The organism is Amycolatopsis ruanii, from assembly GCF_003385175.1.
Taxonomy (GTDB): Bacteria; Actinomycetota; Actinomycetes; order Mycobacteriales; family Pseudonocardiaceae; genus Amycolatopsis_E; species Amycolatopsis_E thermalba.
Genome location: NZ_PQHY01000022.1, coordinates 38,902 through 52,272, shown reverse-complemented (window position 1 = coordinate 52,272; position 13,371 = coordinate 38,902). Strand labels below are relative to the sequence as shown.

General features: G+C 71.1%; 14 protein-coding genes. 8 read left to right on the top strand and 6 right to left on the bottom strand.

Annotated features, from left to right (window positions below):
* The first annotated feature begins 3 nt into the window (after positions 1-3).
* Entirely contained in the window at positions 4-1,185 is a 1,182-nt protein-coding gene (locus D0D28_RS14740; RefSeq protein WP_116110947.1) for a 5-(carboxyamino)imidazole ribonucleotide synthase, read from the top strand.
* 34 nt (positions 1,186-1,219) lie between these two features.
* Positions 1,220-1,693 carry a 5-(carboxyamino)imidazole ribonucleotide mutase gene (purE, locus tag D0D28_RS14735; protein ID WP_116110968.1) on the top strand — a complete coding sequence of 158 codons (474 nt, stop codon included), beginning with the start codon at positions 1,220-1,222 and terminating at the stop codon, positions 1,691-1,693.
* Between the two features lie 64 nt (positions 1,694-1,757).
* On the opposite strand, the gene D0D28_RS36175 is transcribed toward purE, so the two are convergent.
* Positions 1,758-2,033 (bottom strand): cutinase family protein, encoded by a 276-nt coding sequence (locus D0D28_RS36175; protein WP_198958295.1) that lies wholly within the window; start codon positions 2,031-2,033, stop codon positions 1,758-1,760.
* Positions 2,034-2,249: 216 nt separating this feature from the next.
* On the opposite strand from D0D28_RS36175, the gene D0D28_RS14725 reads away from it, so the two are divergent.
* On the top strand, positions 2,250-3,284 hold the full coding sequence (locus D0D28_RS14725; RefSeq protein ID WP_116110946.1) for a F420-dependent hydroxymycolic acid dehydrogenase: 1,035 nt from the start codon (positions 2,250-2,252) through the stop codon (positions 3,282-3,284).
* Here the strand turns inward: D0D28_RS14725 and D0D28_RS14720 are convergent.
* On the bottom strand, positions 3,281-4,948 hold the full coding sequence (locus D0D28_RS14720; RefSeq protein ID WP_116110945.1) for a class I adenylate-forming enzyme family protein: 1,668 nt from the start codon (positions 4,946-4,948) through the stop codon (positions 3,281-3,283). The two genes, D0D28_RS14725 and D0D28_RS14720, sit on opposite strands and share 4 nt — an antisense overlap.
* Positions 4,949-5,045: 97 nt before the next feature.
* Between D0D28_RS14720 and D0D28_RS14715 the strand changes: the two genes are divergently transcribed.
* The 3 genes from D0D28_RS14715 to D0D28_RS14705 all read left to right on the top strand — a co-directional run bounded on the left by D0D28_RS14715 (position 5,046) and on the right by D0D28_RS14705 (position 7,552).
* Entirely contained in the window at positions 5,046-6,215 is a 1,170-nt protein-coding gene (locus D0D28_RS14715) for an acyl-CoA dehydrogenase family protein (protein ID WP_094006915.1), read from the top strand.
* A 250-nt stretch (positions 6,216-6,465) separates the two neighbouring features.
* A complete protein-coding gene (locus D0D28_RS14710) occupies positions 6,466-7,005 on the top strand; it encodes a DUF3558 domain-containing protein (protein ID WP_162831071.1) in 540 nt (179 codons plus the stop codon).
* A gap of 121 nt (positions 7,006-7,126) precedes the next feature.
* Positions 7,127-7,552 (top strand): DoxX family protein, encoded by a 426-nt coding sequence (locus D0D28_RS14705; protein ID WP_094006913.1) that lies wholly within the window; start codon positions 7,127-7,129, stop codon positions 7,550-7,552.
* Here D0D28_RS14705 and D0D28_RS14700 read toward each other — a convergent pair.
* The 3 genes from D0D28_RS14700 to D0D28_RS14690 are packed head-to-tail and all read right to left on the bottom strand — an operon-like array spanning position 7,549 to position 10,826.
* Positions 7,549-8,247, bottom strand: coding sequence for a TIGR03089 family protein (locus D0D28_RS14700; RefSeq protein WP_094006940.1), 699 nt, complete (start codon positions 8,245-8,247; stop codon positions 7,549-7,551). The two genes, D0D28_RS14705 and D0D28_RS14700, sit on opposite strands and share 4 nt — an antisense overlap.
* A gap of 9 nt (positions 8,248-8,256) precedes the next feature.
* Positions 8,257-9,468: an LCP family protein gene (locus D0D28_RS14695; protein ID WP_116110943.1), complete on the bottom strand. Its 1,212-nt coding sequence runs from the start codon at positions 9,466-9,468 to the stop codon at positions 8,257-8,259.
* 53 nt (positions 9,469-9,521) lie between these two features.
* Entirely contained in the window at positions 9,522-10,826 is a 1,305-nt protein-coding gene (locus D0D28_RS14690) for an LCP family protein (RefSeq protein ID WP_116110942.1), read from the bottom strand.
* Positions 10,827-10,933: 107 nt separating this feature from the next.
* On the opposite strand from D0D28_RS14690, the gene rfbB reads away from it, so the two are divergent.
* Both rfbB and rfbD read left to right on the top strand, forming a co-directional pair.
* Positions 10,934-11,926 (top strand): dTDP-glucose 4,6-dehydratase, encoded by a 993-nt coding sequence (gene rfbB, locus D0D28_RS14685; protein WP_116110941.1) that lies wholly within the window; start codon positions 10,934-10,936, stop codon positions 11,924-11,926.
* Between the two features lie 2 nt (positions 11,927-11,928).
* A complete protein-coding gene (gene rfbD, locus D0D28_RS14680) occupies positions 11,929-12,828 on the top strand; it encodes a dTDP-4-dehydrorhamnose reductase (protein WP_198958299.1) in 900 nt (299 codons plus the stop codon).
* Here the strand turns inward: rfbD and D0D28_RS14675 are convergent.
* Positions 12,800-13,342, bottom strand: a complete 543-nt coding sequence (locus D0D28_RS14675) for a TetR/AcrR family transcriptional regulator (protein ID WP_094006908.1) — start codon at positions 13,340-13,342, stop codon at positions 12,800-12,802. The two genes, rfbD and D0D28_RS14675, sit on opposite strands and share 29 nt — an antisense overlap.
* Between the last annotated feature and the right edge of the window lie 29 nt (positions 13,343-13,371).

Sequence of the window (13,371 nt, the reverse complement as noted above, 5' to 3'; positions counted from 1 at the left end):
GTTATGGACAAGCGCACAGGCCTCCCGATCGTCGGGATGGTGGGCGGCGGCCAGCTCGCCAGGATGACACACCAGGCCGCGATCTCGCTGGGACAGTCGATGCGGATCCTCGCCGTCGACGCGAACGACTCGGCCGCGATGGTCGCCGGGGACGTCCAGCTCGGGCACCACACCGACCTCGACGCGCTGCGCGAGTTCGCCAAGACCGTCGACGTGGTGACCTTCGACCACGAGCACGTCCCGTGGGAGCACCTGTTCGCGCTGGTCAACGAGGGCTTTACGGTCCGCCCTGGGCCCGACGCGCTGGCGTTCGCGCAGAACAAGCTGGTGATGCGCGACCACCTGTCCGCCACCGGCTTCCCGTGCCCGCCCTACGCCGAGGTGTCCGAAGTGGAGGACATCCTCAAGTTCGGCGCCGAGCACGGCTGGCCGGTCGTGCTGAAGGCCGCCACCGGCGGCTACGACGGCCGTGGCGTGTGGATGGTCGAGTCCGACGCCGAGGCCCGGACGCTGGTGCCCGAGCTGCGGGCCGCCGGCACCGAGCTGCTGGTCGAACAGCGCGTCACGATGAAGCGGGAGCTGTCCGCGCTGGTCGCGCGCTCGCCGTTCGGGCAGGGCGCGGCCTGGCCGGTCGTGGAGACCGTGCAGGAGAACGGCATCAACACCGAGGTGCTGGCGCCCGTGGCGGGCCTGACCTCGCGCCAGGTGCACGAGGCGCAGGAGCTGGCGCTGCGGCTGGCCGACGAGCTGAACGTGGTCGGCATCCTGGCGGTCGAGCTGTTCGAGACCGACGGCGGCCTGCTGGTCAACGAGCTCGCGATGCGCCCGCACAACTCCGGCCACTGGACCATGGACGGCTCGGCGACCTCGCAGTTCGAGCAGCACGTGCGCGCGGTCCTGGACTACCCGCTGGGCGTGACCGACCTGATCGCGCCCACGGTGATGGCCAACGTGCTGGGCGCGCCGGAAACCCCGCGGATGGCGCCCGACGAGCGGCTGCACCACCTGTTCGCCCGCTTCCCGGACGCCCACGTGCACTTCTACGGCAAGGGCGAGCGGCCCGGCCGCAAGCTCGGGCACGTCAACTTCGTCGGCGGCGACCTGGAGAGCCTGCGGACCCGCGCCAAGCTGGCCGCGCACTGGCTGTCGCACGCCGAATGGCCCGACGGCTACGACATCCACTGAGAGGGGAGCACGCGTGACCGACGTCGGCGTGATCATGGGCAGCGACTCCGACTGGCCCGTGCTCGAAGCGGCCGGGACGGCGCTGGACGAGTTCGGCGTGTCCTACGAGGTCGGCGTGTACTCCGCGCACCGGACCCCGCAGCGGATGCTCGACTACGCCCGCACCGCGGCCGACCGCGGCATCAAGGTGATCATCGCCGGGGCCGGGGGAGCCGCGCACCTGCCCGGCATGGTCGCCTCGGCCACGGTGCTGCCGGTGATCGGCGTGCCGGTCCCGCTGAAGTACCTGGACGGGATGGACTCGCTGCTGTCGATCGTGCAGATGCCGGCCGGGGTCCCGGTGGCGACGGTGTCGATCGGTGGCGCCCGCAACGCCGGGCTGCTGGCCGTGCGGATCCTGGCCGCGCAGGACCCGGCGCTGCGGGAGAAGATGGCCGCCTTCCAGGCCGACCTGGAACAGCTGGTGCTCGACAAGGACGCCAAGCTCCGCGAGAAGATCGAGTCCTAACTCGCGGTGTACTGCTTCGCGATGAAGGCTGCGGCCTGGTCGACGCTGCCGTCCGTGGCGTAGCTCAGGTGGCCGTCTTGATCGTCTGCCCGTACAGGCCGAGCGGGTTGCCGAACGCGATCACCGCGACCACCCGGGGCGCCAGCTCGGCAGGGATGGTCTGGCCGGTGCCGAGGTAGGTCCGGATGCCGATCGCGGCGCTGGTCTGGTCGTAGCTCGCGGCGTAGTCGACCGCGTAGGACGACACCGAGGCCGAGGGCAGCGCGGACTTCACGTCGGACACCAGCGGGGTGCCGGTGATGCCGAGGCCGGGGACCTCGCCGCTGCCGCGGGCGAACACGATCTCGAGGTCCGCGCAGGCCGCGGTGGTCGCGGCCGCGCCGGTCGCCGCGGCGCCGGCCAGTCCGAGGACGGCGCAGGCGAGCAGGGTCAGGGTGCCGAGTCTCGTGTGGAGCGTTCACCGAGTGTCCCGCCATCGTGTTGGCCGGGCATCGGTGAGATCACCAGTGTCGGTGAACTCTCGGTCGGTCCGGTTTCCGCCGGGTATCCGGCGATCATGGAGTTCTCGCGCCGCACCCTGGGCATGTTCGCCGCTTCCGCCGGATTCGTCCGCGTCGAGCCGCCCGCGGCGCGAGCGCCGGTCGGGCTGGTGCTGTCCCACGAGCAGTTCCGGACGCACCGGCTGCTGGACTTCGCGCGGCAGGCGGAGGCGGCGGGCTTCGCGTTCGTCTGGGCCAGTGACCACCTGCAGCCGTGGCAGGACAACCAGGGGCACTCGATGTTCCCGTGGCTCACGCTCGCCCTGGTCGGTGAGCGCACCCGGCGCGTCACCTTCGGCTCCGGGGTGACCTGCCCGAGCTACCGGCACCACCCGACCGAGGTAGCGCAAGCGTTTGCCTCCCTCGAACTGCTCGCCCCGGGACGGACGTTCCTCGGTCTCGGGACCGGTGAGGCGGTCAACGAGCAGGCGGGCACCGGCCAGTACGGCCGCTACGCCGAGCGGCACGACCGGCTGGTCGAGGCGATCGAGCTGATCCGGCGGCTGTGGACGGGGGAGCGGGTCACCTTCCGCGGCCGGTTCTTCGCCACCGACCAGCTCAAGCTGTACGACCTGCCGGCGAAGCCGCCGCCGGTGTACGTGGCCGCGCAGGGGCCGAAGAGCGCGCGGCTGGCCGGCCGCTACGGCGACGGCTGGATCACCCAGGCCGGAGCGTCCCTCGACCCGGCGCTGCGGGAGGCGTTCGCCGCGGGCGCGCGGGAGGCGGGCAAGAACCCGGACGCGATGCCGAAGTGGGCCGAGCTGTTCGCGGTGGTCGGCGACCAGCGGGAGATCGACCTGGCGGCGCAGCGGTGGCGGTTCACGGTCAAGCCGGCCGACCTGCCCAACCCGGTCGCGATCCAGGAGGCCGCGCAGGCCACCCCGCTGGCCGAGGTGGCCGGCCGCTGGACGGTGGGCACGGATCCGGCGGTCCACGTCGCGGCCCTGCGGAAGCTGCTGGACGCGGGTGTGACGCCGTTCCTGCACCTCCCGCAGGAGGACCCGGGCGTGGCGATCGAGTTCTACCGCGCCCGGGTCCTGCCGCTGCTCTAGAGCCGCTGCCGCAGCTCCCGCTTGAGGATCTTGCCCGCCGCCGACACCGGGATCTCGTCGACGAACCGCAGCTCGCGGATCCGCTTGTAGGGCAGGACGTTGTCGTTGACCGCGGACAGGATCTCCGCCTCGGTCACGTTCTCGTCCGCCCGCACGACGAAGGCCACCGGCAGCTCGCCGACGTCGGTCTGCTTGCGCCCCACGACGGCCGCCGCGGCGACGCCCGGGTGCGCGATCAGCAGCTCCTCCAGCTCACGCGGGTACACGTTGTACCCCTTGTACAGCAGCATGTCCTTCTTGCGGTCCACAATGGACAGGTAGCCGTCCTTGTCCAGCACGCCGATGTCGCCGGTGTGCAGCCAGCCGTCCACCAGCACGGCGGCGGTCTCGTCGGGCCGGTTGTGGTAGCCCGCCATCACCTGCGGCCCGCGGATGCACACCTCGCCCTGCTCGCCCTCGGGCACCGGGTCCTCGCCGCCCTCCAGCGGCACGATCTTGACCTCGGTGTCGAACACCGGCACGCCCACCGACCCCTGTTTGCGCAGGCCGGAGCGGAACGCCGGGTTGATCGTGGCGCCCATGGTCACCTCGGTGAGGCCGTAGCCCTCGGTGATCACCGCGTCCGGGAACCGCGCGGCCAGCGCCTTGAGCATCTCGTGCGGCAGTGGCGCGGCGCCGGAGCTGATGCCGCGCACGCTCGACAGGTCGCGCGTGGCCAGGTCCGGGCTCGCCAGCAGGGCCGCGAACAGGGCGGGCGCGCCGCCGATCGAGGTGACCCGCAGGCGTTCGGCGTCGGCCAGGTAGGCGACCGGGTCGAAGCGGTCGTGCAGCGTGGTCGAACCACCGCCCATGACCGGCACGTTGAGCCCGCCGATGGTGCCCATCGCGTGGAACCACGGCGTGAGGTTGATGCCCGAGCCGGTGCCCAGCCGGGTGGGCCACTCGTCGGGGCTGCCGACCTGGTCGAGCGTGAGGTCGCCGTCGTCGTCCAGCGCCGGCAGTGATCCGGTGCCCCAGCAGGCGTACTGCAGCGTGTTGACCACGACGTTGCGGTGCGGCAGCCGGACGCCCTTCGACCGGCCGGTGGTGCCGCCGGTGTAGGCGAGGTGGGCGAGGTGGGTGCGGGTGTCGATGTCCAGGTCGGGACGGGTGTCCGGCTGGCCGTCGGCGAAGGCCTGGAACTCCACCTGGCCCTCGGCGAGCCCGGCCGGGTCGTCCGGGGCGACGACCACGACCAGCTCGACGGCGGTCTGGGCGCGGACCGCGGTGACCACCGGCGCGACCTTGCCGAGCGTGACCACCGCGACGGCGCCGGAGTCGGCGAGCTGGTGGGCGAGGTCCGCGGGCGGGAGCAGCGGGTTCGCCGGGGTGAAGGTGGCGCCGGCGAGCAGGATCCCGTAGTAGGCGACGGGGTAGGCGAGGCAGTTGGGCAGGTGGATGGCGACCGTGGCGCCCGGCCCGATGCCCCGTGCCCGGAGCGCGTTGGCGAACCGGCACGCGGCGGCGTAGGTCTGGGCGTAGGTGAGGGAGCGGTCGTGGTGGGTGAACGCGGTTCGGTCGCCGTAGCGTTTCGCGGCACCGGCCAGGATCGATCCGGCGGGGACGTCGGGGTAGTCCAGCGATCTCGGGAGGTGGGGCGGCCATGACCCAGCAGTGATCGGCATCACCCCACCATAGAGCGAAGGTGCGGCCCAGAACACAATTCCGGCTAGTGAACGAGCACTAACATGGATGACGGACTTCTTACCCGCTCGATGAAAGGTGACGCAGGTGTCGGAGACCCCGGGCCTCTACCAGCTGGCCGAGGAGCACGAAGAGCTGCGTGCTGCCGTGCGTGCGCTGGCGGAGAAGGAGATCGCGCCGTACGCCGCCGAGGTGGACGAGCAGGAGCGGTACCCGTACGAGGCGTTGAAGGCGCTGAACGCGTCCGGCTTCAACGCGGTGCACATCCCGGAGGCCTACGACGGTCAGGGCGCGGACGCGATCGCGGCGTGCATCGTGATCGAGGAGGTCGCGCGCGTCGACGCGTCGGCGTCGCTGATCCCGGCGGTGAACAAGCTGGGCACGCAGCCGATCCTGCTGTCGGCGTCGGAGGAGCTGAAGAAGCTGGTCCTGCCGGAGATCGCGGCGGGGGCGACGGCGTCGTACGGGCTGTCGGAGCGGGAGGCCGGCTCGGACACCGCGTCGATGCGCACCCGCGCCCGGCTGGACGGTGACCACTGGGTGCTGAACGGGACGAAGGCGTGGATCACCAACGCCGGCGAGTCGACGTGGTACACGGTGATGGCGGTGACCGACCCGGACGCGCCGAAGAAGTCGAACGGGATTTCGGCGTTCGTGGTGCACAAGGACGACCCGGGCTTCTCGGTGGGGCCCAAGGAGCGCAAGCTCGGCATCAAGGGCTCGCCGACGCGGGAGATCTACTTCGAGAACTGCACGATTCCGGCGGACCGGATCATCGGTGAGCCGGGGACCGGTTTGAAGACGGCGCTGCGGACGCTGGACCACACGCGCCCGACGATCGGGGCGCAGGCGCTGGGCATCGCGCAGGGCGCGCTGGACGCGGCGGTCGCGTACGTGAAGGAGCGCAAGCAGTTCGGCCGCGCGATCGCGGAGTTCCAGGGCGTGCAGTTCATGCTGGCGGACATGGGCACGAAGATCGAGGCGGCCCGGCACCTGGTGTACGCCTCCGCGGCGGCCACCGAACGCGGCGACGCGCGTGCCGGTTTCATGGCCTCGGCGGCGAAGTCGTACGCGAGCGACGTGGCGATGTCGGTGACGACGGACGCGGTGCAGTTGTTCGGCGGCGCCGGCTACACCCGCGACTTCCCGGTGGAACGCATGATGCGCGACGCGAAGATCACGCAGATCTACGAGGGCACGAACCAGATCCAGCGCATGGTGATGGCGCGGGCTCTGTTGAAGGGTTGAGAGGTTTTTTGGCGGCGCGGTGCCCGGGTTGGGCGCCGCGCCGCTTCTTTTTGCGGGGGCTTCCTGCGGCAGCCAGGCACGGTTCGGCAAGCGCTGGACTCGGACGATCGCTCATCGGTCCCGGTGTTCCACATGCTGACGGCCGGTCTGGACAACCTGCGGCAAGCGTTGGACGTGGCGATCCGCAACTTTGATGCTGCCGATGATGAAGCCGAGAGGCACCTCCGGCGATTCAAGGAATGAGTGTCGAGTGACTCGTCTGTCGCGGTACATCTGCCTTCTTGCCGGTTCTGGTGCCGTCCTCCTGGCGATGGCCGGATGTTCCGAAACTGTTGCCGGGATGCCATCGCCCGCCGAAGAAGTCTCTGCCTCGCCTTCCGCCAGGTCCCCCGAGGAAGCGTTGGCCGACATGGACGCGTGCACCGTCCTCGGTCAGTTGCTCGAAGGTGAGGGATTCGCGCCCGGCGAGCGGAAGACCGCGCGCAACGAATGCCATGCTTCCAAGCCTGATTACGGGACGTATTCCCTTGCGCTTGATCCCGTTCAGGGGCTTTCGGAGTACTCAAGGCAAGTACCCGGTAGCGCTCCGGCGACCGTCAACGGCCGGGAAGCGCGCCAAGGGGAGCCGTTCGGCGCGGGGCAGGGTATGTGTGACTTCGCGCTGAAGGTCGGTGCGCATGGGCGCGCCGTGGCGACCGCGACGATGCTGCGTGCGGAACAGCGTGCGCGCGCCTGTGACGCCGCGCGGGAGTTGGCTGCCGAGCTGGAGCCCCTCCTGCCGAAGCAGTGACCACGCCTGTGGCCCTGCTCACCTGTTCATGTCCAAAATGTGGTTATTTCACCACCCGCTCACCTCGCTCCGGTACCGTCGGTGCCGCTAGTTGAAACTTCAACAAGAACGGGGAGCAGGGATGTACGACCGAGTCAAGGACGTGGCGGCGCTCGTCGGCCGGGTCGCGGTGGGTGTGGTCTTCCTCGCGCACGGCCTGCAGAAATGGGACACCGGCCTGGACGGTGTCACCACCATGATGAGCGGCATCGGCGTACCACTGCCGACCCTGTCCGCCCTCTTCGTCATCGTCCTCGAAACGATCGGCGCGGCCGCGTTCATCCTGGGCGCCGCGCTGCCCGTGCTGGGTGTGCTGTTCGCCGTGGACATGGTCGGCGCGATCTTCTGGGTCCACCTCGACGCGGGCCTCACCGGCCAGGGCGGCTACGAACTCGTGCTCGTCCTCGGCGCCGCGGCCCTCGCGCTCGGGTTCAACGGTGGGCGCCTCTCGCTGGACCACCTGCTCCTCGGCCGGCGGGCACGCAAGGCCGAACTGCAGACCGCCTAGGCGAGCAGGTCGACCGTCGTCCGTTCGGCGGCTCGGCGGTCGTCCAGCTTCGCCGGGTCCGGGTTCGAGATCTGCACCAGGTGGGCGCCGGCTGACAACGGGGTCAGCAGGCCCTCCAGCACACCCTCCGGCACGGCCCACTCCACAGTGGACAGCACCCGTGCGCCGGAACCGAGCTTTTCCGCCCGGCCACGGGCTTCCGACAGCACTTCGTCCACAGTGGAACCAGCGAGCGCCGGGGTGTCGCCGGAGATGGGGATCATCGGGCTGAAGTCGTCGCCGTAGGCGCGTGCTTCGTTGAGGTAGTCCAGCGCGCCCGCAACCGGTGCGGTCAGCCCCCGCCCCATCGGGTCCAGCGCCACGACCGCCGTGGACTCGGCGCCCTCGCCGGAACCGCCGGGCGCGACGAACGCCACCCGGGCACCCGACGGCGAAGCGACCACCTCCGCCCCGCACCACCACGCCCCGAGCAGCACCCCGGCCGTCTGCCAGTGCGCGGGCAGCACCACCGCCACCGGATCGCCCGGCTCCACGTCGAACTCCTCGACCAGCCAGTTCGCCGTCTTCGCGGCCCAGTTCGCGGTCGTCGCCACCGACAGCTCCACCCGGGTGCCCGCGGCGTCGTCGTAGTGGGTGATCAGCGGCTTCCCCGGCTGGGCCAGCAGGGGACGGAACAACGCATCGGTCAGGGACACCACATCAACCTAGTTGACGCAGGTGACCCCCGCCGGCACCGCCTGCACCACCGCGCCACCCGGAGCCGCCCCGCCGCCCGAACCGGGGCTCCGCCCGGCCAGCCCGGCGAAGAACTGCCGCACCGCCACCGGGTCGACCTCCACGATGCTCTGCTCCCCGTCCGGGCTGCGGCCGTTGATCGTGATCACCGGGATCGTCGTGAACGTGACGTCCCCGGACGCCAGCCCCTTCGCCTTGTCCGCGAACTGCAGCAGGTCGAAGTCCGGGTCGAGCACCAGCGACCGGTGCAGCGCGTCGGTCAGGTCGCCGAGCGTGCCCGGGTTCGCCAGCACCCCGGCCGACAGCACCTGGTGCAGCGCCGAGGACAGGAACGCCTGCTGCCGCACGATCCGGTCCAGGTCCCCGCGCGGCAGGTTCTTCCGCTGCCGCACGAACGACAGCGCCTCGCCGCCGGACACGGTCTGCACCCCGGCTCGGAAGTCGGCGCCGGAGTCCTTGTCCTCGGTCGCGTGGTTCAGGCACACCTCGACCCCGCCGAGGGCCTCGGTGATCAGGTAGAACCCGAGCAGGTTGACCTCGGCGTAGTGGTCGATCCGCACCTGCGTGAAGTCCTGCACCGCCTGCACCAGCGCCTGCCGCCCGGCCTGGTCGGAGTCGCGCTCGACCTCGGCCGAATCCCGCTTGCCCCGGCCCCGCAGCTCGTCGGCCTTCGCCTGCTTGGCGAGGCCGTACACCGAGTTGATCTTGCCCTGTCCGCCGCGCGGCACGTCGATCCAGGTGTCCCGCGGGATCGACACCGCGAACGGTTTCGCACCGTTCTTCGGAATCCGCACGACGATGATCGTGTCGGTGTTCACCCCGCTGGTCTGCTCGGTGCGCAGCGTCTTGAGCACCTGCAGCGGCAGCGCGTTGCCCTGCATGTCCGTGCGGGCGTCCGCGCCGACCAGCAGGATGTCGTCGCCCCCGTCGTCGGCAGGCGGCGCCGGCTTGTCCTCGGGCAGGTCGAGGGCATCCGTGGTGTGCACGTTGCCCTGCACCTCGTGGTAGGTCGCCCAGGCGTACCCGGTGGCGGCCAGCACGAACGCCCACACCAGCGCGACCACCGCCTTCCCGGTCGCGCGGAACGGGTGACGACGGCGGCGCGGCGCTTCCTCGGCCGGCGGCTCCTCGGCGGGGGCCGTCGACCGCGGGTAGGGCGTCGGTTTCGGCTCGTCGTCCATCCCCGTGTCTCCCCCCTCGTCATCCCCTGGAACCAGGTTAAGGCACCGGGGCGTCAGTTCACACAGGGCACGTCGCCCGCGGTGATGGGCGGCGGCGCGGGGGAGGAGGAGGTCACCACCGGGGTGCTCGTCGTCGTCGCGGGCCGCCGGCTCGAGGTGGGTGGCGCGCTGGACGACGTCCGGGCCGGCGACGTGGGGGTGGCCGAACTCGACGCCGGCGCGCCCGAGTCGGAGGTGAGCTGGTCGACGAACGCGTGCACGGCCTGCGGGTCGACGCGCACGACGTCCGCGCCGCCGATGGTGGCGTTGCCGATCACCGGGATGGTGCGGAACTCGATGTTGCCGCCGTTGAGCCCGCGCATCTGGGCGGCGAACTCGGGCAGGTCCCAGTTGTCGGAGAGCACCACGGACTTCTTGACGGCGGTGATGACGTCGGAGAGCTTGCCGGGGTTGGCCAGCACGTCCCGGGACAGCATCTTGCGGGCCAGCCCGGACAGGAACGCCTGCTGCCGCGCGATGCGGTCGAGGTCGCCGCCCGGCAGGTCGTAGCGCTGCCGCACGAACGCCAGGGCCTGCACGCCCTCGACCGTCTGCCGCCCGGCGGGCAGGTCGACCCCGGACTTGCGCTCCCGCACCGGCGCCTTGAGGCACACCTCGACGCCGCCGAGGGCCCGCGTCACCTCGTAGAAGCTCGCCAGGTTGACCTCGGCGTATCGGTCGATCATGCCGGGCTTGCCGATGAACGTCTCCAGCGTGGCGATCAGGTTCTTCCGGCCGGTGACCTTGGCCTGCTCGTCGGCGGTTTCCAGGTCGACGCCCTGCTGCTGGAGTTCCTTGAACTTGTCGTTGTAGGCGTAGACGAACGCGCCGTTGAGCTTGTGCTTGCCGAAGCCGCCGGCCAGCTCGACCCACGAGTCGCGGGGGAACGAGATCGCCACCGCGCGGCGCCCGTCCTGCGGGATGTGCACGAGGATCATGGTGTCGGTCTGCTTCTCGCCGTCGGACTCGCCGGCGTGCAGCATGTCCAGCACCTCGCGGGGCAGCGGGTTGCCCTGCGCGTCGGTGCGGCTGTCCATGCCGACCAGCAGGATGTCGATCGCGCCGTCGAGCGGCACCGCGTGCAGTTCCTCGTCGAACACCTGGGTGGTGGACAGGCCGGAGTTGGGGTCGCCGATGAACTGCCAGCCGTACCAGGTGATGGTGAGCACCGCGACCGACACGAGCGCGACGACGAGCTTGCCGCCGCGCCGGACGATGACGGCGATGCGGTGGCGCCGTCGTCTGGGAGACGGGATGGGCCGCGCGGGCCACGTGACCTCGTCCGCGGCCTCCAGGCGGGTGGTAAGCCCGTCGGTCACACTCGCTCCCTCCCAGCCCCCGACCCGGGTGAATGCCACCAGATTACTGTTCGGGTGAGTGAAGCGGCCGTGGGCTGGTCCATGACGATCTTGAGGAGGAGCAGGCGATGCGGGTCCTGGTGACCGGGGGCGCGGGTTTCATCGGCTCGCACTACGTCCGGCAGGCGATCTCGGGGGCCTACCCGGCGCTCGCCGACGCCGAGGTGGTGGTGCTCGACAAGCTCACCTACGCCGGCAACGAGGCCAACCTGGCGCCGGTCGCGGACTCGCCGCGGCTGCGGTTCGTGCGGGGCGACATCACCGACGCGGAGGTGGTCGCCCGGGTCGTGCAGGGCGTCGACCTGGTCGTGCACTTCGCCGCCGAGTCGCATGTGGACCGCTCCATCCTCGGCTCCGCCGACTTCGTGCTGACCAACGTGCTGGGCACGCAGACCCTGCTGCAGGCCGCGCTGGACGCCGGGGTGGGCAAGTTCGTGCACGTCTCGACGGACGAGGTGTACGGCTCGATCGAGAGCGGATCGTGGTCGGAAGACCACGTGCTGGAGCCGAATTCGCCGTACTCGGCGTCGAAGGCGTCCTCCGATCTGATCGCGCGGTCCTACTTCCGGACGCACGGACTACCCGTGTGCGTGACGCGGTGCTCGAACAACTACGGGCCGTACCAGTTCCCGGAGAAGGTCATCCCGCTTTTCGTTACCAACTTGTTGGACGGGCTCACAGTCCCGCTCTACGGCGACGGGCTGAACGTTCGTGACTGGCTGCACGTGGACGACCACTGCCACGGCATCCAGCTGGTGGCCGACGGCGGCCGTCCGGGGGAGATCTACAACATCGGTGGTGGCACGGAGCTGACCAACCGTGAGCTGACCGAGCGACTGCTGGCCGCGGTCGGGGTGGGCTGGGAGCGCGTCGAGCGGGTCGCCGACCGCAAGGGGCACGACCGGCGGTACTCGGTGGACATCACCAAGATCAGCACCGAGCTCGGGTACGCGCCGAGGGTTTCCTTCGACGAGGGTCTGGCGGATACCGTGCGCTGGTACGCCGACAATCGCGCGTGGTGGGAGCCGCTGAAGCGGCGCGCCGCGCTGGTGGGGAAGTGACGATGCTCAGTGTGCTCGTGCCCGGCGGAACGGGGCAGCTCGGCAGCGCCCTGTCCGCGCTCGCCTCGTCCGAGGTCCAGGTGGTCGCGCCGTCGTCGGGCGAAGTCGACCTGACCAGCGCCGGTTCGGTGATCGCCGCGGTCAACGCGCTGGCCGCCGAAGCCGCGGAGGCCGGGCGCAGCCCGCTGGTGATCAACGCCGCCGCGTACACCGCGGTGGACGCGGCGGAGACCGACGAGCCGCGCGCGTTCCGGATCAACGCCGACGGCGCCCGGGTGCTGGCGGCGGCCTGTTCGTCGCGGCGGGTGCCGCTGATCCACGTGTCGACCGATTACGTGTTCCCCGGTGACGCGTCGCGGCCGTACGAGCCGGAGGACCCGCTGGGGCCGCGCAGCGCGTACGGCCGGACCAAGGCGGCCGGTGAGGACGCCGTGCTGGGGTCCGGGGCGCGGGCGTGGGTCGTGCGGACGGCGTGGGTGTACGGCGCGGGCGGGTCGAACTTCGTGGAAACCATGCGCCGCCTGGAAGGCGAGCGGGACACGCTGTCCGTTGTGGACGATCAGCGCGGCTCGCCGACGTCGGCCGCCGACCTGGCCGCGGGGCTGCTGGAGCTCGGCCGGGCCGTGGTGAGCGGGCACGGGCCGCAGCGGCGGGTGCTGCACTGCACCAACGCCGGCGAGACCACCTGGTACGGCTTCGCGCGGGCGATCTTCGAGGAGCTGGGGGCGGACCCGGAGCGGGTGGAGCCGTGCACGACGGCCGAGTTCCCCCGGCCGGCGCCGCGGCCGCCGTACTCGGTGCTGTCCAACGAGGCGTGGCAGCGGGCCGGGCTCACGCCGCTGCGGCCCTGGCGGGAGGCGCTGCACGCCTACCTCAACGGGGACGCAGACCGTCCACGATGACCGCCACGATCCGGTGGGCCCGCGCGTCCCACTCGGCTTCGGGGACTCGGGACAACGCGCCCAGCAGCAGGATGACGTCCGCGGCGTCGACCTCTTCGCGCACTTCGCCGGCGGCCTTCCCACGTTCCAGCAGCATCCCGAGCGCCTCGTCCAGCCGGTGGTGCTGGTCGGTGTAGAGGTCCTGCCACGCCGAGGCCTCGATCGCCGCCATCACGCCGCGCTTGACCCGCGCGTAGCCGAGCAGCCGCTCCAGCCAGCCGGTCAGCGCGCGGAGCGGGGGGTGCTCGGCCAGCAGCGGTGCGACGGCGTCGACGAGCTGGGTCATCTCGTGCCGGTACACCTCGGCGAGCAGGTGCTCGCGGGTCGGGAAGTGCCGGTAGAGGGTGCCTTGGCCCACGCCCGCGGCCTTGGCGACCGCGTGGAGCTTCAGGTCGTCGGAGGTGTCCAGTTCGGCGCGCGCGGCCTCGACGATGCGGTCCCGGTTGGCCGCGGCGTCCGATCGGCGAGCGGGCACGGCACTCCTCCTTCGCTGAGCGGACAACT